We start from the raw sequence: 18,707 nt of genomic DNA on the forward strand, positions 1-18,707 counted from the left end.
ACCCGTGAACCCCACCCCTGAACCGTCCAGCCCTGCCGGGTCGCGCGTCCGTCCGCCCGCTGCGCCCAAGGACGCCCCCGCGCTCGCTCCTGCCCTCGGCCAGTTGGCGGGGTTGCGGGCCCGGCTCGCCCGAGCCAGCCTCACGGGCTTTCTGGTTTTCATAGCCATGTGGCTGGTCAACGCGCAGTCCCTCACCAACCCCGTGGATGACGCCCTCTGGCAGGCGTCGCTGACCTGGCGCACGGGCGCACTGGACGCCTTCTTTGCGGTGCTCACCCAGGCCTTCAACACCCTACCCATGACGATCTATGTGCTGGTGGCCTTGGGATTCTTCATCTGGCGGTATCGTTCCCCCTGGCCTCTGGCGACCCTGGGCATAACCATGATTCTGGCCCCGCTGGCCGTCACCGTCCTCAAAAACCTCATTGACCGCCCGCGTCCCTCCCTCACGCACCGCCTCGTTGAGGAGCTGACCTTCTCGTTCCCGTCGGGCCATTCCACCAGTACCGCTGCCTTTTGCGCTGCTCTCTTCCTCACCGCCTACCCCGCCCTGACGCAGCGAGGACGCCGAGCCCTGGGAGTAGGGCTCGGCGTCCTCGCGGTGACTATCGGGTTTTCCCGTATCTATGTGGGGGTGCATTGGGCTTCTGACGTGGTTGGCGGCCTAGCCCTGGGCCTGGCAATCGCCTGCCTGGTACACCTGGCCCTGGCTACTGCCTATACCAGGAATCAAAAATCGTGACCGGGGTGGTGCGCTTATGGCGCGACCGCAAGAACCTGCCCTCGATGTTCTCAGCTGCTGCCGGGTCGATGTCCTTACCTTCGAGGTAGTCGTCAATCTGGTCGTAGGTGACGCCCAGTTCGTCCTCGTCGGTTCGCCCGGGTTTGCCGTCGAGAAGGTCGGCGGTGGGGACCTTCTCCCAGAGTTTCTTGTCGGCCCCCAGCACCTTGAGCAGGGCCCGGTTCTGCCGCTTGTTCAGGCCAAAGAGGGGCATGACGTCCGCCCCGCCGTCACCGAACTTGGTGAAGAAGCCAGTGACAGCCTCAGCGCCGTGATCAGTACCGACCACCAGCAGATTCTTCTCACCGGCCAGGGCGTATTGGGCGATCATGCGGGCGCGGGCCTTGACGTTGCCCTTGTTGAAGTCCGCGATGGGGCGGCCGGTTGCGGTTTCAAAGGCGGTTTCGAAGCCGTCAACAGCCCCGGCAATGTTGTAGGTGACGGTTTGCTGGGGCATGATGAAGCGCAGGGCGGCCTGGGCGTCGTCCTCGTCGGCCTGCACCTTGTAGGGGAGGCGGACGGCGATGAATTCGGCTTCGATGCCTTCTAGGTCGAGTTCTTCGACGGCTAGCTGGCAGAGGCGGCCTGCTAGGGTGGAGTCGAGCCCGCCTGAGATGCCGAGCACGAAGCCGCGGGTGCCGGTGGCTTTCAGGTAGTCGACGAGGAATTGGACGCGCTTGCGTACCTCTTCCGCCGGGTCAATCTCGGGCTTCACGCCCAGTTCTTCAATGATGTGAGCCTGTAAATCGCGCATGACTCTATGCTACTGCCCGCTACCACCAGGCCCGCTGGCGGCGCGTAACGCGGTGGTTAAATCTGAAGTAGCCCCTGGAACCCAAAAGCAGGTGCCCCCTTTCCCATCCGGGAAAGGGGGCACCTGGTGGGTATAGCTACCGCAAGGATGGCCGCTCAGTGAGGAGCTTGGCTGCTTCTCTAAGGCTTGCTAGCGTACCTTGCTCAGAATGTTCTGGTCGTAGCGGTAGATGAAGGCTGCCATAGCTCCACGCTCAACAGGCTGGAGGGGACGGTAGGTGTTATCTTCCCAGCCGGTGCTCAGCTTGGTGGACTTCATCCAGCTGATTTCCTTATGGAACTGGGTACCAGCAGGAACATCCGCAAAGTCCTCTACAGCGCTGACCTCAGGTGAACCAGCCATACGGTAGAAGAAGGCTGCCATAGCGTCACGGTTCACAGGCTGGTTGGGGCGGTAGGTGCCGTCAGCCCAACCGGTGGAAAGGCCGGTAGCGTGCATCCAAGCAATTTCCTTGTAGAACTGGTGGCTGGTGGGCACATCAGTGAAGGGCGAAACGCTCGGTGCGGTGAACTGCGGGGAACCGGCCAGGCGGTAGAAGAAGGCTGCCATGGCGTCACGGTTCACGGACGCGTCGGGACGGAATGTACCGTCAGTCCAGCCGGTAGTGATGCCGCGCTGGGCCAGCCATGAGATTTCCTTGTGGAACTGGTGGCCTTCAGGGACGTCCTTGAAGCGGGGGGCGTTCACCTTGGGCGCTGCGTAGCTGCCTGCATTGACGATCTCGGCGCGGCCGCCGTCCTCACCCGGCTTGATGCCGCTGAGATCACCGGTGGCGTTGTGCAGGTGCAGGAAGAGGGCCTGGGCCTTGTTGTCGGTGCCACGGTAGGCAACCAGTTCAGTCTCAGGGGAGTCAACGAACAGGCCGTTGCCGATCTTCTGGTCTGAACCGAAAGCGAGGTCGGGTACGAAGGGGCTGTAGGTGATCCAGCCGGTGGTGTCCAGCAGGGTGTCGTGGCCGTGGGCCATGGTGTAGACAGCGTAGCGGAAGGAATCCAGGGTGTCCTTGGTGATACCCAGCTTGGTCAGGTTGAGGGGGATGGCCATGGCGTTGTTGTCCATGATGTTGGTGTCAACGTCGCCCCAGGTGCCGTTAATCGGTACGATCTCGACGACCTTGCGGGTCCAGTTCTCGGTTGCTGTCACGATAGCGACGGGGTAGTCCACGCCGGGAATACGCTGGGTGACGATGGAGTACTCGGCGCCGTTGTCGCCGTTGGTGTCAATCTCGATGACGAAGCCGACAGCAGGGTTGATGGTTTCCCAGTTAGCCCAGGTAGAGATACCGAAGGTGACGAAGGTGTCCTGGTCGGTGGTGTCTGTGTAGAGCTGGTGGGCGAAGTTGCTGTTGGCGCCAACGTACTGCAGGTCACCTGCCTGTGCTGAGGGCAGGCCCAGGGTGCTGGTCTGCTGGCGGGGGCTTGAGAAGCCCAGCTCGAATGCGCCGAGGGCTGAGGTGTAGCCGCCCTGGTTGAGGGCGTTGCCCTTGAGAGTGACGTTAGCGGTTTCTTCGAAAGGTTCGAAGAAGATGTTGCCGTCGACGCTCATCGCTGAGACAGGCTTGGGCGCTACCTGGACGGGGGCGCGGAGCTGGGTGTCACCGTCGGTGAGGGTCAGGCGGGAGGACAGGGAGGAGATGTACTGGCGGGCTACCTCGGTGCTGTCGCTGGAGTTGGTGTGGGTTTCCTTGGTGGAAGGATCGAGTTCCTTGGCCAGCTGGGAGCCGTCGATGGTGACGGTGACGGGGACGGAAGCAGTGCCGCCGGGGGCGACGGTGACGGTTTCAGGGGCGGTGAGGGTGACACCCTTGAGGGTGTTGCTACCGGTGAAACCTACCTGGAAGGTGCGTGCGGTGTTGCCCAGGTTCTCTACGGTGAAGTTACGGGTGAGGGTCTGGGTGTCGCCGGGGGCTACTTCAACGACGCCGAAGGTGACAGAAACCTGTTCCTTGCGGTCGGAGTTGTAGAGCAGGACGTCATTGGTGACGGCCTTGAGGGCGTCGATGCGGCCTGAGCCGACACGCTCAACGGTGAAGACGTCGCCGTCTTCGTCACGGAGGTCGTGGACGGCGGTGTTCATGATGGTTGCCTTGATGTCGGCGGGGCTGTAGCTCTGGTTTGCTTCCAGGACGAGGGCCGCGATGCCGGCTGCGTGGGGGGCTGCCATGGAGGTGCCGGTCATGGTTGCGAAGGCGCTACCGCCACCGGCTGCTGCGGAGCGGATGGAGGTACCCGGTGCTGCAACGTCCGGCTTGGTGAAGCCCTTGGAGCCGTGCTGGCCACGGGAGGTGGAGGGGTTCAGGGTGTCCTTGGCGTTGGTGTCGCGGATGACGCTGCCGATCATGTCGAAGCCGAGCTTGATGGTGACGGTTTCACCGGCTGCGATAGTGTTGCGGACGCGCTCAGCGTCGTCGCGGGTCAGGCGGATACCGGGGATGGTGGCGTTGCCGCCGATGGCATTGGTTTCTTCCTGGACTCGGGAGGCCAGGACAACGCCCTTACCGCCGGCCCGCTGGATGTTGTTGAAGCGGACGGCTGAGCCACAGGGGAAGACGTTGTTTTCATCGGCCCAGTCGATGAAGACCCACTTGCCGTCGAAGTTGACGTCTGCGGGGTAGGGGTCGCAGGCGTAGGGGTTGGCGGGGGTGGTCATGACGACTTCACCGGTGAGCTTGGTTTCGTCGGTGACGAAGCCGTAGCCGAAGCTGGCGCTGTAGTCGCCGGTGACGGGGCCTGCAATGCTAGCAGGGGAGAGGATTTCGGCGCGGTCGGCGTAGGAGGTTGAGCCGACGGAGTTTGCCACGGCCAGGGAGGGCACGTTGTTGGCGGGGTTGCCGAGGATGTTGTAGGTGTCGCCTTCACCCAGGTTGGCGTTGGCGTTACCTGCTGCGGTGACAGCTAGGACGCCGTTGCGGTAGAGGGCGTCCATGATGGCATTTTCGGGGTCGTCGATGGGGCCGAAGTCGGTGCCCAGGGAGAGGTTGACGATGTCTGCCTTGTCGGAGTAGTCGCCGTCGCCGTTGGGGTCGAGGGAGCGGTCGAGGGCTTGGCCGGTGAGGGCGGTGCCGCCGTTGCAGCCGAAGACGCGGAAGGCGAGGAGCTTGGCTTCAGGGGCTGAGCCGGGGCCGATCTTCATGCCCTTAACCTGGTCGGCTTCGAGGGTCTTGTAGTCGCCGTCGAAGGTGGTGCCGTCGGCATTGACGCCGTAGCCGAGGGCGGTGCCTGCAACGTGGGTGCCGTGGCCTGCGAGGGAGCAGTCGATGGGGTTGGCGTCCGGCTTGGGGTTGTTGCCGCCGTTGTAGCTGTCGCCTGCGAAGTCATAGCCGCCTACGTATTTTTCGGGGTCGTAGAGGCCGGAGTCTGCGGCGGGCATGTCGGTGCTACGGATTGCGGTTTCGTAGGCTTCGATGGTGCCGGGGCCGCCGAAGGTTGAGTGGGTGTAGTCCACGCCGGTGTCTACGACAGCGATGGTGACGTCCTTACCGGTCTTGCCGGTGTTCACCCAGGTGTTGACGGTGTCGGTGTCAAGGTCGATGGCCGCGTTGGTGCGTTCCTTGGTGACAATGCGGGAGATTTTGGCGACGTCGCTGCGCTGGGCCAGGGCGCGGATTGCGTCGGCGTCGCCGGTGAGGGCTACACCTCGCAGGGTGTTGTGGGCGGTGTAGAGGATCTCTGCGCCTGATTCAGCTGCTGCTGAGGTGGCCTGGCTTTGGACGCGCTGGGCGATGGCCTGCACCTGGGCCTGGGCGTTGATGGGTTCGCGCTTGCCTGCGCGGACGTCGGCGGGCTGGGTTGCTTCAAAGGCGCCGTCGCCCTTGAACTGGACGAAGACGGTGATGTTACCTTCAGCGTCGAGAAGGTCTGCGCCGAGCTTGGATTCGGTGAGGTTTTGTAGGGTTGCTGCGTTGAGCTGGGCTGGGTCGATTGCCTGGGCCGGGGTTGCGGCTAGGGGGAGGGCAAGCGAGAGGCCCAGCAAGACTGCAGCGCTACCCCGAGCTGCTTTCTTGTGGAAGGAAGATGCTTTCATGGGATTCCTTAGGTGTGCATGTTCTACATACATGAGTGGTATGTGTCACTATCTAATAAGCGGTCTGTGGGGGTTCTGTGTCAAGTTTTTTGCAAAAACAACGTGATTGTGAAGTGCTGGCGTAACACAGAAATACATATGCTTATGGGGTTCCATGCCCTGGCGAAGACAGGCGAATAGATAAGCTAGATAGCACAGTGGAGACAAGCAAAGGCGTATTACCATGACTGAACAGAATCAGAACCCCTACGGCAACTACGGCAATCAGAGCGGTCCGGGGCAGGGCCCCGCTGGTCAGCCTGGCCCTGCATACCAGCAACCCGGCGCCCCGGGACAACCCTACAGTGGCCAGCATGGTTATGGGCAGGGCCCCAATGTTGCTTCCCCAACCTATGATGCTTACGGCAACCTTATTCCTGCTGATGCCAAGAGCATGGCCATGTTTGCCCATCTCTCGGGTCTGCTGGGCCTGATACTGACCGCATCTTTCGCAAGCTTTGTGGGGCCCCTGATCTTCTGGGCTATCTACAAGGACAAGCCGGGGTACGCCTTTGTACGCGTGGCCGCTGCGGGCGCCTTCAACTTCAATTTCACCCTCTGGCTAGTGAATATTGCCGCCTGGGTACTTACCCTCGTGACCTTTGGAATAGCGGGCCTATTTACCTGGATCATCTTCATCGCGGTATGGGTGGCCCTGCTTGTTGCGCACATTCTTGCAGCGGTGAAGGCCAATAACGGTGAAGTTTTCACCTACCCCATGACCCTCACCGTGCTGAAATAAAGCCCTAACGAGAAAGTTCGTCGAGCAGAGCCCTGACGCGGTGATCAATATCGTCGCGAATCAGGGCCATACGCTCTGCACCCTCAATACCCTGGTGGGAAGGCTCTACAGGTTCCCAACGCTCAGTCTTAGCCAGAATCTCAGGGTCATCGGTTTCAAGCTGGGCAGTAGTCCCGACAATAACGATGCGGTCCGCGGCAGCTAGATCTTCGGCCGACGCGAACTTGGGGGTACCTGCGCTCATATCTGCCCCAATTTCGGCCAGCGAAGCGGCCGATTCAGTGTTCACCGCACTACCCACCGCAGCCTTGGTACCCGCCGAAGTTGCGCGCACGCGTCCTTGCGTATGGAGGTTCATCAGGGCCTCAGCCATCTGCGACTTACCCTTGTTGGATTGGCAAATAAAAAGGACGCTGGGGGTGGGGCTCACGGGGCCTCCTCGGGGCTGGTGCGGGTGGGCTACTACCCACCGTGGTGAGACGCGTATAGAGACGACCTTACCGCCTCATGCTTAACATCGAATGAATTCTTTAACGACCTGTCTATCAGGTTAAGCTGCTCCACGGCGAAAGCATGCGGAACAGGGCCCTACCACCTGCCAGGTATGCCCAAAAACTCATTTATCTGCAGCGTCTAAAAATGTTATCTTGATTCGTCTGATACTTTTCCCCACAACCCCCGAAAGGGCCCCGATTGACCTCACACGACGCCTACCTTAACGCCGCCTCTGATGCAGAGCTTAACCCCACCTTCCCCCGTATCGACTTCCGTTACCTCTCTGAAGCCGACATGATTGCAGCCGGCGTAGAGGACGTCTCAGCCTGCACTGACGCCATGGAAGAAGCCCTTGCCCTTCATGCCCGCGGTGATTACCGTATGGGTGGCCACAACGGTGAATCCCATGGCTCCAAGGTACAGTTTCCCGTCAACCCCGCCCATGAGGGTATGCCTGCGGACGGCCCCGATCGCCGTTACGTTGCCATGCCCGCCTACCTGGGCGGTTCTTTCCGTACGATGGGCGTGAAAACCTACGCCTCTAACCTTGAGAACCGTGACAAGGGTCTGCCACGCTCTATTTTGATGATGACCCTCAACGACGCCACTACCGGCGCCCCTCTGGCCTACATGAGCGCTAACCTGCTTTCGGCCTACCGTACCGGTTGCGCCTCCGGCGTCGGGGCCCGTCGTTTTGCCCCCAAGAATGCTAAGGTGCTTGGCCTGCTGGGCCCCGGCGTCATCGCCAAGGCAACCGTTGCTGCCCTCATTGAAGCCCGCCCCAGCGTTGAAACCATCAAGGTTCTTGGCCGTTCCCAGAAGGGTATTGACACTTTCGTGGAATGGGCCCAGGAGACTTACCCCGGCATGAACGTCATTGCCGTTGAAGAACTTGAAGAGGTTGTGCGCGACTCAGATATCGTCACCTTCTGCACTTCAATTCACGTGGGTGACCCTGAAACCTACCCCACCGTCCGCCGTGAATGGGTCAAGCCCGGCGCCTTCTTTGCTATGCCTGCTGCCTGCAACCTGGACGAGGGCATGTTTGAGCCTGACGTGCGTAAACTCGTCGATAATGCCGGTATGTACGACGCCTGGGCTGAGGAAACTGAGCCCGGTAAGTCCCACAATTATGTCTCCATTATCGGTTGTAAGTTCAACGACCGCATCCACAACGGCCTCATGGAGGCTTCTGAGCTGCGTGACATGGGTGAAGCCCTCAACCACCCCGCTCCCGAGGATGACGAAGAGAAGATCACTGTCTATTCCGTTGGCGGCATGCCAATTGAGGATGTTGCCTGGGCTACTGTGGTCTACCGCAAGGCTGTCCAGAAGGGGATTGGCACCGTGCTGAACCTCTGGGACGTCCCCGCTATGTCCTAACCCCTTTCCCTGGGATAGCAGAAAGGACGCCGGTGAGTAGTTCACCGGCGTCCTTTTAGTTAAGCGGGGGCGCGGGGACGGCCGTGCTGGAAGCCTGCTGGCGCGGGGCTGGCGTGAATCGCTGCGAGCCCCCCAGGGCGAGCTGCGAGAGGGTCGGCAGGCGGAAGCACGGCCGTCCCCGCACTTTGTGCAGTTTCTTCTACCAGATGCGCACGCGCTCTTCCGGTGCCAGGTAGAGGGCGTTCTCAGGCTGTACGTCGAAGGCGGTGTAGAACTCGTCGATGTTGCGGACCACGCCGTTGACGCGGAACTCCTCGGGGGAGTGCGGGTCGATGGCTAGGAACATTTCGGCGGTCTGCGGGCGGGTCTTCATACGCCAGCCCTGGGCCCAGGAAATAAAGACGCGCTGGGTGGCGGTCAGGCCGTCGATGACGGGGGCAGTGTCGAGGGTGAGGCCCTGACGTTCCAGGTAAATCTGGTAGGCCTTAAGGGCGATGGAGAGGCCGCCCAGGTCGCCGATGTTTTCGCCTAGGGTCAGTTCGCCGTTGACGGTGAACTTCTCGGGGTCCAGGCCGGTGGGAGTGTAGCCGTTGTACTGCTCCACCAGGGCCTTGGTGCGGGCGGAGAACTCTTCGCGGTCGGCGTCCGTCCACCAGTTGTTGAGGGCGCCGGTGCCGTCGTACTTGGAGCCCTGGTCGTCGAAGCCGTGCCCGATTTCGTGGCCGATGACGCCGCCGATTGCGCCGTAATTTACTGCCGGGTCTGCCTCAAGGTCGAAGTAGGGAGCCTGCAGGATCGCTGCGGGGAAGACAATCTCGTTGGCCGGGGGCATGTAGTAGGCGTTGACGGTCTGCGGGGTCATGAGCCACTCGGTCTTATCAACGGGCTCGTTGATACGGGCAACCTGGAACTCGTGCTCAAACTGGCCTGAGCGACGCAGGTTTTCGAAGAGGTCGTCGGTGAGTTCCAGGGTGGAGTAGTCGCGCCACTTGTCGGGGTAGCCGATCTTGGTGACGAACTGGCTCAGCTTGTCGAGGGCGCGGGCGCGGGTTTCGTCGGTCATCCAGTCCAGGGTGGTGATGGAGCGGCGGTAGGCTTCGAGTAGGTCCTCGACCAGTTCCATCATGGCAGCCTTGTGGGTGGGCGGGAAGTGGACAGCGACGTACTCCTTGCCCAGTTCTTCGCCGAGGGCACCTTCGACCAGGCCGACGCCGCGCTTCCAGCGGTCGCGCTGCTCTTCGGTGCCGGAGAGGGTGCGGCCGTAGAAGTCGAAGTTTTCGGCTGAGATTGCGTCGGTGAGGTAGGGGGAGCGGGCATGGGCCATGTGCCAGATGTACCAGAGCTTCCAGATGAAGAGGGGCGCGGACGTCCACATCTGGGCAGCTGCCTCAAAGTAGGAGGGCTGGTTGACGACGACGGTACCGGCCTTTTCGGTGGAAATGCCCATGCCTGCTAGCCAGGTGGTGAAGGGGAAGCCGGGGAACTTGTCGTCCAGGTCGGCGGCGGCAACGGGGTTATAGCGGAGGTTGGCGTCGCGGGATTTGACCTTGTCCCAGTGGTGGGAGGCCAGTTCGGTTTCGTGGGCGAAGACGGCGCGGGCGGCGTCGGCAGGTTCGAGGCCGAAGCTTTCGGCGAGGCCGGTGAGCTCGAACATGCGGCTGATGTGGGCGACGTAGGCGTCGCGCAGGTCGGCGTATTTTTCTTCGCGGTAGTAGGACTCGTCGGGCAGGCCCAGGCCGGTTTGGGTGAGGTAGAGGACGTACTTGTCGGGGTTTTTGGCGTCGATGCTGGTGTACCAGCCGATGGGGCCGCCGTGGCCGTGAATATCAAGCTGGGACATGACAGCTACGAGGTCATCTGCGGTTGCGGCGTCGAGGACGGGCTGAACTTCGGCCAGGAGCGGGGCGAGGCCGTCCTGCTCGATCTTGTCGGTGTTCATGAAGGAGGCGTAGAGGGCGCCGATGCGGGAGGTGGGTTCGTCGGCCGCAAATTTTTCGACGATGTCACGGACGTGTTCCTCGGCTGCGTCGCGGAGGAAGTACATGCCGCCGTCGCGGGAGCGGTCGGCGGGAATTTCGTGGGCGTCGTACCAGGTGCCGTTGACGTGGCGGAAGAAGTCGTCGGCTGGGTTGGTGGCGGGGTCGAGGAAGCTAGTGTCAATACCGGTGTTACTCATGCCCCTTAGTTTAGGGGGCAGGACGCGCCCCCGTCAGCTGGGTCACGCAGGTTCGGCTAAGAGCGTGAGCGTCCATCCCTCACCGCCTTTGGACCATATGGGGCTCAAAAAAGGGGTAAAAATGGGCAATTTTTGGGCTCATTCCGGTCCAAAGGCAAGGGAACGTGCCGCTGCTACTTAACAAGAATTCCGAGGACTAGGCTAGATAATACGAGAACACCGCCGTCGAAAGGCACCGTCATGGGTAAGAAGCCAGAACTCAGCAAGGAACTTAAGCGCTCCACGGGCAAGGCCCAGGAACGCTACATCAAGGCCTACACGAAAGCCCTCAAGAAGCACGATGACGTGAAGAAGGCCCGCAAGAAAGCCCAGAAGAAACTGGAGGAGAAGTATGAGCTGGTCGGTAAGGCGTACCAAAAGATATCTGACAACAAGCCCCAGCAAGCAGATCACAAGGAAAATCAGAAGAAAAACAAGGGTAAAGGTAAGAGTCAAACCCCGGCCGGTGCGCGTCCCCAGCCCGACAAGGTCACTCAAAAGAAAACTAAAAAAGACGCTCAAAAAGCTGACCGGCCTAGCGTAAAGGCCAAGAAGAAAGACCAGGACGCCGCCGCCTGCCCTGGCAAGACCAAGAAGGGGGCCGACAAGGCACAGGCAGAAAAGAAGGCATCGCTGAAGAAGGCTGACAAGAAAAAGTCGAAGAAGTCAGATCCTAAGAAGGCCCAGAAAGCTGAGCCGAAGAAGACTGACAAAAAAGCCAAGAAGAGCGCAGCCCAGCGTGAGGCAGAGCTGATTCTAGCTACCGTCGACGCCCCCGCTGAAGAACCTATCACCTACGAGGACATCCTGGACGCCGAGGCCGTCACCCCCGAAGACATCGACGCCTTTGAAGAGAACTCAACCCTGCCCGAGCTAGACCTGCCCGAAACGATCACCGGGGTAGGGGCGTCCGAGGGCCTGGCCCCTGAAGAGGCCGACGAGCCAGATAACGCCGAAGAAACCTACGAAGAGGTCTTCACCAACCCCAACCTAGCTGACGACCCCGCCGCCCCGGCGTCCGCCCCGGAAGAGAAGCTAGCCGTTGAGAACCTGCTGGTCGACGAAGCTGACCCCCTGGACGGAATGACCCGCAACCAGCTCTACAAGCTGGCCCAGGGCCTTGAAATCCCAGGGCGCTCCGCCATGACCAAGGCCCAGCTGCTAACTGCCGTCCGCGCAGCCCGGTAAACCTGCCTGCCCCCGGGGCCCTAACCTAGCGGGCCCCGGGGTGCTGTGACCTATATCTGTGAGCAAACAGCTATTACGCGAAAGGTAAGACAGGAGTAGGCTTAACGCCTATGTCTTCAACGAAAACACACTCACAGAACCCTGAAACTGGCACAAACCCAACAGTCTCAACCGGCCCGGGCACCGCGTCCGTACCCGTGGCCCACAAGCTAGAACGCCACGAGTTCCTGCTGCTGGCCATCATGGTGATTGCGGCTTTTGTGCTTATTCTCAACGAAACCCTCCTGGGTGTTGCCCTGCCTGACATCATGGCAGACCTGAGCATTTCAGCCTCCACCGCCCAGTGGACCTCTACCGGCTTCATGCTCACTATGGCCGTGGTGACTCCAGCCTCGGGCTTCATCATCTCCCGCTACTCCATCCGCACGGTTTTCGTGGCGGCTATGGCCCTCTTCTCCCTGGGTACCCTGGTAGCGGCTACCGCACCCGGTATTGCCCTGCTCCTGGTCGGGCGCGTCCTGCAGGCAGGCGGCACCGGCGTGATGATTCCCCTGCTCATGACCACCATGATGCGCCTGGTTGCCCCCAGCAAGATTGGCCAGGCCATGGGCATCATCGGCATGGTCATCTCAGCGGCACCCGCTGCCGGGCCGACCGTCTCAGGCATCATCCTCAATGCCGCCTCCTGGCGTTGGCTCTTCTGGCTGATCCTGCCCATCGGTATCCTTGCCCTCATCATTGGTCTGCGCCTGGCCCCCCGGGAGGCCCCCGGGGCCAGCACCCAGAAGCTGGACCTGCTTTCTATCGTCCTTTCAACCCTGGGCTTCGGCGGCCTAGTGCTGGGCCTGTCGTCCATGGGTGGCGACTCAGCCCACGGTGGCGCCCACCTGCCCGTTAACCCCTGGGTTGTGGTTGTTGCGGCCGCCGTCCTCATCGCAATCTTCGTGTGGCGCCAGATCCAGCTGCAAGATCGCGGCCCCTTCATGGACATGCGCATCTTCCGCGCCCGCCCCTTCACCCTGACCGTCATTATGAGCTCAGTCGGTATGGGCGTCATGCTGGGAACCGCCATCATGATCCCCCTCTACACCGTGAACGTCCTGGGCATGACCGCCCTACAGACCGGCCTGATGCTCCTGCCCGGCGGGGTGCTGATGGCCGTGCTCAGCCCCTTTGTTGGGCGTCTCTCGGACCGCTTCGGTGCCCGTACCCTGGTGATCCCCGGGGCCCTGCTCTTCAGCGCCTCCATCTGGCTGATGAGCACCTTCTCGGCGTCCACCCCGGTCTGGTACATTATCGCTACCTACATGCTCATGACCTTCTCCCTGCCCCTCATCAATACCCCCATGATGTCAGTGGGCCTGGCCTCGCTGGGGCATGAACTGCACGCTTTTGGCTCCTCTGCCATGACGACCTTCCAGCAGGTATCAGGTGCGGCGGCAACGGCCTCCTTTGTGGCCCTGATGGGGGTTGGTATGGCCGCCCACGGCGGGAGTGGGGTAGAGGCCTACATGGCCGGTGTCCACCTGGCCTTCCTGGTGGCCGCCTTCCTCTCCCTAGCCTCTATTGTGGTGGCCTTCCTGGTGCCCCGGGGTAAGGCTGCTGCCGGTCACGCACCGATGGCCCACTAGAAAAGCGAGGACGCCAGCACCCCTTTTTCTGCCACAGGGAGGAAAAGGGGTGCTTTGAACCACATCCCAGTAGTATGGCGGTATGAGCATTGAATACCGCCAACTAGGTCAGAGCGGCCTGACCGTATCCACCGTCGGCCTGGGGTGCAACAACCTGGGCCGGGCCAAAACCGCCACCGAAAGCCAGGCCGGGACTAACGCCGTCCTTACTGCCGCCGTTGAAGCCGGAATCACCCTCTTTGATGTGGCCGATATTTACGGGGCCGCACCGGGCGTCTCTGAAACCATGTTCGGGCAGGCCCTACGCGAAACCGGCATTGACCGCGACGAGATTGTGATTGTCTCCAAATTCGGCATGGACATGGGAGGGGCCAACGGCACCGACCACGGGGTGCGCGGCTCCCGCCGCTACATCATGCGGGCAGTCGAAGCGTCACTGAGCCGCCTGGGCACCGACTACATCGACCTCTACTTCCACCACACCCCCGACCCCGCCACCCCCATGGAAGAAACCCTCTCCGCCCTGGGTACCCTCATCGACCAGGGCAAGGTGCGGTACATCGGCCACTCCAACCACGCCGGCTGGCAGATTGCCCACGCCGAGCACCTGGGCCGGGCCCTAGGCCACCGCTACATTGCGGCAGAGAACAACTACAACCTGCTCGACCGCCGCGCTGAGCTTGAGGTTCTGCCGGCCGCGCGGGCTTTCGGACTGGGCGTGCTGCCCTACTTCCCCCTAGCCAACGGCCTACTGACGGGCAAGTACACGCGGGAAGCAACGCCGTCCGACGGCCGCCTGACCCGCATCAAGCCCGAGCTCCTTGAGGGTGCCAACTGGGACCAGCTTGAAGCCTTCTCAGCCTTCGCCGCCGAGCGCGGCCTAACCGAGGTGCAGGTCGCCTTCTCCTGGCTAGCCCAGCAAGAGCCGGTCGCCTCCGTCATTGCCGGGGCAACCCGCCCCGAACAGGTCCAGGCCAACGCCGCCGCAATCGTCCGCCGCTTCGACACCGATGAACTCGCCCTCCTCGACGAGATCTTCCCAGCCCCACAGAAAGTGGCGCTCTTCTAAGGAAACACCCCCAGGCGTCCGCACCGCACCTCATAGAAAACCCTGAACCTCACAGAAAAACCCCGCACCTCATAAGGTGCGGGGTTTTACATAATAAAAGAACTAGGCCGTCAGCTCAGCCAACAGGGCGCGGACGCGGGCATCAATATCGTCCCGAATCAGGTTCATACGCTCCGCCCCCTCAATACCATCATGGGAAGGCTCCACAGTATTCCACCGCTCAGTCTTCGCCAATACCGCCTCATCGGCCGTCTCCAGCTGGGCGGCACTCCCCAGAATCACAATGCGGTCAGCCGCTGCCAGGTCATCGGCGCTCGCACACTTAGGGGTGCCACCAGTCATATCAGCACCAAGCTCAGCCAGCGACGCCGCCGACTCAGCATTCACCGCACTACCCACCGCAGCCTTGGTGCCAGCGGACGCCGCGCGAACCCGTCCTTGCGCGTGCAGATTCATCAGGGCCTCAGCCATCTGAGACTTGCCCTTATTCGATTGGCAAACAAACAAAACAAACGGAACAGAAGTCATAAAACCATCATACGGCCCCCGGCCCCGTAGAACCCCGCTCCCAACGCGCCCGTCCTACCAACACCAACAGACACCACACCCAAAAAGACCCCGCCCGCCCCACCCGATACACAGGCAGGACGGGCAGGGCCCAGGCCAACTGACAAACAGCTAGGCCGAGAAACTACTTATTGCTATAGAGGACGGGATCGTGGTCAAAATCTGCAGAAACATCAAGAGTGACGCTGGCAGGATCAGCCACACCAAAAGCAACATCAAAAGTGACAGATTCGCCGGGCAAAATGCGACCACTAGGGCTTGAACCAATATTCTGATCAGCGTCAAAAATCTGATCCACAGCCTTACCGCCAGAATTGCCCTCGGCATAGAAGAGGGGCTCAATCGGTTCGCTCGTACCGTTCTCAATGGTCACGGTGAAAGCCACGTAATTGGTCAAAGACTCATCCAGCCGGGCAGCGTATTCACTGGGCACAAAATCAGTGCGAATCTCAGACAGGGTAAGACGCAGACCATCAGAGTATTCAGCGGTATCACCAAACTTCAGAACACCCTCAGGGGCAGTGGCAGAGCCGGCATCTGCTGCAGAACTTTCAGCGGCAGATTCAGAAGAAGCCGCCCCAGCTTCAACGGAAGCAACAGCGGTCGGAGTTGCTAGAGCTGATTCTAGGTCTTTCAGGGCCTGCTCAAACTCGGGGTCGCTAGACACAGTGTTAGCTACAAAAACGATCAAGACAACAGTCGAAACAATCGACCCGATGATGGAGAGAACCAGGGCAACAATGGACGAAACCTTCTCCTTGCCCTTCTGGAAGAGGCCAACAATGGCGGTGACGAAAGCGGCAAAGAGCAGGATCCAGCCGAGAATCATGATTCCGGGGATGCAGGCCAGAATAAAACCTGCAATACCCAGGCCGAGGGCTACCAGGCCCACGACATTCTTAGGCTTCTTGCCCTCGGGCTGCTGAGGCCCCGGGTAGGGGGCGCCGTAGGGCTGCTGCGGGGCAGCATAGGTGCCTGCAGGCGCGGACGGTTGGGGGTCAGGCTGGGGTGCCCCCTGGTTGGGATTAGGTGTGTATGGGTTTTCGCTCATACTGTACAAGTTTAAAGGAGCTACCCGGTTTTCACCTACTTCACCCGAAATATGTATCAAATGATACGTAGTTCGGGCGGACGGGGTGTGGGCCGACGTGAGCGAACAAGGTAAAGCGGGGGCCGGGCGTCCCCAAAACTGAGCCACCTTGGTATTCTTAACGATGGTGTTTTCTGTGCACAGCATGCGTCTTGCCGCACCTGCAGCCCAGACTCACCCCACCGCCGTGAAACCCGGCAGGTGACCATCCATTCAGGAGTTACAACAATATGCCAGCAATTGTGATTGTAGGCGCCCAGTGGGGCGACGAAGGTAAGGGCAAAGCAACCGACCTGCTCGGCGGCCGCGTCGACTACGTCGTCAAGCCCAACGGCGGTAACAACGCAGGCCACACCGTCGTCGTCAACGGCCAGAAGTTTGAGCTTAAGCTCCTTCCCGCCGGCATCCTCTCAGAAAACGCTGTACCCGTCATCGGCAACGGCGTCGTCGTCAACCCCGAAGCCCTCTTCGAAGAAATCGACGGCCTCGAAGCTCGCGGCGCAGACACCTCCAAGCTCAAAATTTCAGCTAACGCCCACCTGGTAGCGCCCTACCACCAGACCATGGACAAGGTCACCGAACGCTTCCTCGGCAAGCGCGCCATCGGCACCACCGGCCGCGGCATCGGCCCCACCTACATGGACAAGGTAGGCCGCCTGGGTATTCGCGTGCAGGACATCCTCGACGAGTCCATCCTGCGCCAGAAGGTCGAAGGTGCCCTGCGTCAGAAGAATGAACTGCTGGTCAAGGTCTACAACCGCCGCCATGTTGAGGTCGAAGAAATCGTTGACTACTTCATGAGCTTCGCTGACCGCCTGGCCCCCATGATCGTTGAGTCAACCCAGCTGCTGAACAAGGCCCTGGACGAAGGCAAGACCCTGCTCATGGAAGGCGGCCAGGCCACCTTCCTCGACGTCGACCACGGCACCTACCCCTTCGTCACCTCCTCCAACCCCACCGCAGGTGGCGCCTCCGTTGGCTCCGGTGTTGGCCCCACCCGCATCTCCCGCGTCATCGGTATTCAGAAGGCCTACACCACCCGCGTGGGTGCCGGCCCCTTCCCCACTGAACTCTTTGATGACATGGGCGAATTCCTGCGTACCACCGGTGGCGAGTTCGGCGTGAACACCGGCCGCCCCCGCCGTTGTGGCTGGTACGACGCGGTTCTGGCCCGCCAGGCTGTGCGCATCAACGGCTTCACCGACCTCTTCATCACCAAGCTGGATGTGCTCACCGGGCTTGAGAAGATTCCTGTCTGCGTCGCCTATGATGTGGACGGCGTGCGTCACGACGAGATGCCCATGACCCAGTCCGAGTTCCACCACGCCAAGCCCATCTACGAGTACTTCGACGGCTGGACAGAGGACATCACCGAGGCTAAGACCCTTGATGAGCTGCCCGAGAATGCCCGTAAGTACCTTGAGAAGCTGGAAGAAATCTCCGGCTGCCGTATCTCAGCGATTGGTGTTGGCCCCGGCCGCGAGCAGACCATCGTCGTGCGCGACCTGATCGACGACGAGAAGTAGGACGCCCGCGTCCGCCCCTCCCCTGCACCGGGTAGGTACCATCTAAATCAGAAAAACCCACCAACTAGGTGGGTTTTTCTGATTTAAATGGTCTTTTCTGTAAGAAGGAATACGATAGACACCATGCCCTTGCTCAACACACTCAACCACACCACCGGGGCCGTCACCGGCTACGACTCCCTCACCGACCTCGCCCAGGCCTTCACGCCCGGCACCGACTGCGCCTACATCGGCCTGGTCGACCCCTCCCGCGACGACCTCACCACCCTCACCGGCCTCTTCGACCTGCACCCCCTCGCCGTTGAAGACTCCGAGCAGGGCCACCAGCGCTCCAAGCTCGATCGCTACGGCAGCACCTACTACCTGGTGCTCCGCCCGGCGATCTACCTTGATGACACCGAAGAGATCCGTTTCGGTGAAACCCACATGTTCGTGGGCGAGAACTTCGTGATTTGGCTTGTCAAAGATGCCCTGCGCTCTGTCGACACCACCCAGCGCACCATGGACGCGGTCTTCTCGGGCACACTGGAGAGCCTCACCATGCAGGCCTACCCGCTGGCCTTCCTGTACCGGGTGCTCGACATGCTCGTGGATGGCTATTTTCCCGTTATCGAGGGTCTAGAAAACGACGGCGACGAAATCGAGGACACCCTCTTCGCCGATAACTCCGAAGCCAGCGAGATATCGCAGCGTATCTACAGCCTGCTGAACGAGGTCAGCGACTTCAAACGGGCGGTCAAGCCGGTGGGGCAGATGCTGGACCTGCTCATGGGGCGTATTCGTATTCAGGCTGAGGCCGGTGATGAACACCAGCTTGAGCTGCTCCGCCACTTCCGCGACGTGAAAGACCACGTCATTAGCGTGACTGACCGGGTAGACGACCTGCGTTCCTCCCTCGAGAATGCCCTTGCCGTGAACTCAACTATCGTGGCTGAGCGGCAGAACGATGACATGAAGAGAATCTCGGCCTGGGCAGCGATCCTGGTGGTCCCCACCGTCATTGGCTCCATTTACGGCATGAACTTCGACGTCATGCCCGAGCTGCACTGGACCTTCGGCTACCCGGCGTCCCTGCTGCTGATGGTTGTGGTGTCCTTTGGGTTGTGGGTGGTCTTTAAGAAGAAGGAATGGCTTTAGCGGTCTG

The 18,707-nt window shown here is 61.0% G+C and carries 14 protein-coding genes; 8 read left to right on the forward strand and 6 right to left on the reverse strand.

What is annotated here, in order from left to right; translation table 11 throughout:
- The first annotated feature begins 4 nt into the window (after positions 1-4).
- A complete protein-coding gene (locus L7A15_RS06700; RefSeq protein WP_237208481.1) occupies positions 5-742 on the forward strand; it encodes a phosphatase PAP2 family protein in 738 nt (245 codons plus the stop codon).
- On the opposite strand, the gene nadE is transcribed toward L7A15_RS06700, so the two are convergent.
- Both nadE and L7A15_RS06710 read right to left on the reverse strand, forming a co-directional pair.
- Positions 711-1,535 (reverse strand): ammonia-dependent NAD(+) synthetase, encoded by an 825-nt coding sequence (gene nadE / locus L7A15_RS06705; RefSeq protein ID WP_237208482.1) that lies wholly within the window; start codon positions 1,533-1,535, stop codon positions 711-713. The genes L7A15_RS06700 and nadE overlap by 32 nt on opposite strands.
- A gap of 189 nt (positions 1,536-1,724) precedes the next feature.
- Positions 1,725-5,618: a S8 family serine peptidase gene (locus L7A15_RS06710; RefSeq protein ID WP_237208483.1), complete on the reverse strand. Its 3,894-nt coding sequence runs from the start codon at positions 5,616-5,618 to the stop codon at positions 1,725-1,727.
- Positions 5,619-5,841: 223 nt separating this feature from the next.
- Between L7A15_RS06710 and L7A15_RS06715 the strand changes: the two genes are divergently transcribed.
- Positions 5,842-6,399, forward strand: coding sequence for a DUF4870 domain-containing protein (locus L7A15_RS06715; RefSeq protein WP_237189228.1), 558 nt, complete (start codon positions 5,842-5,844; stop codon positions 6,397-6,399).
- Between the two features lie 4 nt (positions 6,400-6,403).
- Here L7A15_RS06715 and L7A15_RS06720 read toward each other — a convergent pair whose 3' ends face one another.
- Complete coding sequence (locus L7A15_RS06720) at positions 6,404-6,829, reverse strand: low molecular weight phosphatase family protein (RefSeq protein ID WP_237189229.1); 426 nt, start codon at positions 6,827-6,829, stop codon at positions 6,404-6,406.
- A gap of 263 nt (positions 6,830-7,092) precedes the next feature.
- Here L7A15_RS06720 and L7A15_RS06725 point away from each other — a divergent pair, with 263 nt between their 5' ends.
- Positions 7,093-8,277, forward strand: coding sequence for a tyramine oxidase subunit B (locus tag L7A15_RS06725; RefSeq protein ID WP_237189230.1), 1,185 nt, complete (start codon positions 7,093-7,095; stop codon positions 8,275-8,277).
- A 199-nt stretch (positions 8,278-8,476) separates the two neighbouring features.
- On the opposite strand, the gene L7A15_RS06730 is transcribed toward L7A15_RS06725, so the two are convergent.
- A complete protein-coding gene (locus L7A15_RS06730) occupies positions 8,477-10,453 on the reverse strand; it encodes a M13 family metallopeptidase (RefSeq protein ID WP_237208484.1) in 1,977 nt (658 codons plus the stop codon).
- A 240-nt stretch (positions 10,454-10,693) separates the two neighbouring features.
- On the opposite strand from L7A15_RS06730, the gene L7A15_RS06735 reads away from it, so the two are divergent.
- From L7A15_RS06735 to L7A15_RS06745, 3 genes are all read left to right on the forward strand, one after another.
- Positions 10,694-11,680: a hypothetical protein gene (locus L7A15_RS06735; RefSeq protein ID WP_237208485.1), complete on the forward strand. Its 987-nt coding sequence runs from the start codon at positions 10,694-10,696 to the stop codon at positions 11,678-11,680.
- A gap of 110 nt (positions 11,681-11,790) precedes the next feature.
- On the forward strand, positions 11,791-13,311 hold the full coding sequence (locus tag L7A15_RS06740) for an MDR family MFS transporter (RefSeq protein WP_237208486.1): 1,521 nt from the start codon (positions 11,791-11,793) through the stop codon (positions 13,309-13,311).
- Positions 13,312-13,393: 82 nt separating this feature from the next.
- Complete coding sequence (locus tag L7A15_RS06745; protein WP_237208487.1) at positions 13,394-14,380, forward strand: aldo/keto reductase; 987 nt, start codon at positions 13,394-13,396, stop codon at positions 14,378-14,380.
- Between the two features lie 102 nt (positions 14,381-14,482).
- On the opposite strand, the gene L7A15_RS06750 is transcribed toward L7A15_RS06745, so the two are convergent.
- The gene (locus L7A15_RS06750) at positions 14,483-14,908 is read right to left on the reverse strand and encodes a low molecular weight phosphatase family protein (protein ID WP_237189235.1); all 426 of its coding nucleotides are present in this window, start codon (positions 14,906-14,908) and stop codon (positions 14,483-14,485) included.
- A gap of 163 nt (positions 14,909-15,071) precedes the next feature.
- Entirely contained in the window at positions 15,072-15,998 is a 927-nt protein-coding gene (locus tag L7A15_RS06755; RefSeq protein ID WP_237189236.1) for a DUF308 domain-containing protein, read from the reverse strand.
- A gap of 269 nt (positions 15,999-16,267) precedes the next feature.
- Between L7A15_RS06755 and L7A15_RS06760 the strand changes: the two genes are divergently transcribed.
- Positions 16,268-17,563 carry an adenylosuccinate synthase gene (locus L7A15_RS06760; RefSeq protein WP_237189237.1) on the forward strand — a complete coding sequence of 432 codons (1,296 nt, stop codon included), beginning with the start codon at positions 16,268-16,270 and terminating at the stop codon, positions 17,561-17,563.
- 123 nt (positions 17,564-17,686) lie between these two features.
- The gene (locus tag L7A15_RS06765) at positions 17,687-18,700 is read left to right on the forward strand and encodes a magnesium and cobalt transport protein CorA (RefSeq protein ID WP_237212378.1); all 1,014 of its coding nucleotides are present in this window, start codon (positions 17,687-17,689) and stop codon (positions 18,698-18,700) included.
- The last annotated feature ends 7 nt before the right edge of the window (positions 18,701-18,707 follow it).

The organism is Rothia nasimurium, assembly GCF_928391935.1.
Lineage (GTDB): Bacteria > Actinomycetota > Actinomycetes > Actinomycetales > Micrococcaceae > Rothia > Rothia nasimurium_D.

What these genes read in the sequence shown, in the direction of transcription:
- nadE (WP_237208482.1), bottom strand. Translation starts at nt 1,535, where the DNA reads ATGCGCGATTTACAGGCTCACATCATTGAAGAACTGGGCGTGAAGCCC.
- L7A15_RS06710 (WP_237208483.1), bottom strand. Translation starts at nt 5,618, where the DNA reads ATGAAAGCATCTTCCTTCCACAAGAAAGCAGCTCGGGGTAGCGCTGCA.
- L7A15_RS06715 (WP_237189228.1), top strand. Translation starts at nt 5,842, where the DNA reads ATGACTGAACAGAATCAGAACCCCTACGGCAACTACGGCAATCAGAGC.
- L7A15_RS06730 (WP_237208484.1), bottom strand. Translation starts at nt 10,453, where the DNA reads ATGAGTAACACCGGTATTGACACTAGCTTCCTCGACCCCGCCACCAAC.
- L7A15_RS06735 (WP_237208485.1), top strand. Translation starts at nt 10,694, where the DNA reads ATGGGTAAGAAGCCAGAACTCAGCAAGGAACTTAAGCGCTCCACGGGC.
- L7A15_RS06740 (WP_237208486.1), top strand. Translation starts at nt 11,791, where the DNA reads ATGTCTTCAACGAAAACACACTCACAGAACCCTGAAACTGGCACAAAC.
- L7A15_RS06745 (WP_237208487.1), top strand. Translation starts at nt 13,394, where the DNA reads ATGAGCATTGAATACCGCCAACTAGGTCAGAGCGGCCTGACCGTATCC.
- L7A15_RS06750 (WP_237189235.1), bottom strand. Translation starts at nt 14,908, where the DNA reads ATGACTTCTGTTCCGTTTGTTTTGTTTGTTTGCCAATCGAATAAGGGC.
- L7A15_RS06755 (WP_237189236.1), bottom strand. Translation starts at nt 15,998, where the DNA reads ATGAGCGAAAACCCATACACACCTAATCCCAACCAGGGGGCACCCCAG.
- L7A15_RS06760 (WP_237189237.1), top strand. Translation starts at nt 16,268, where the DNA reads ATGCCAGCAATTGTGATTGTAGGCGCCCAGTGGGGCGACGAAGGTAAG.
- L7A15_RS06765 (WP_237212378.1), top strand. Translation starts at nt 17,687, where the DNA reads ATGCCCTTGCTCAACACACTCAACCACACCACCGGGGCCGTCACCGGC.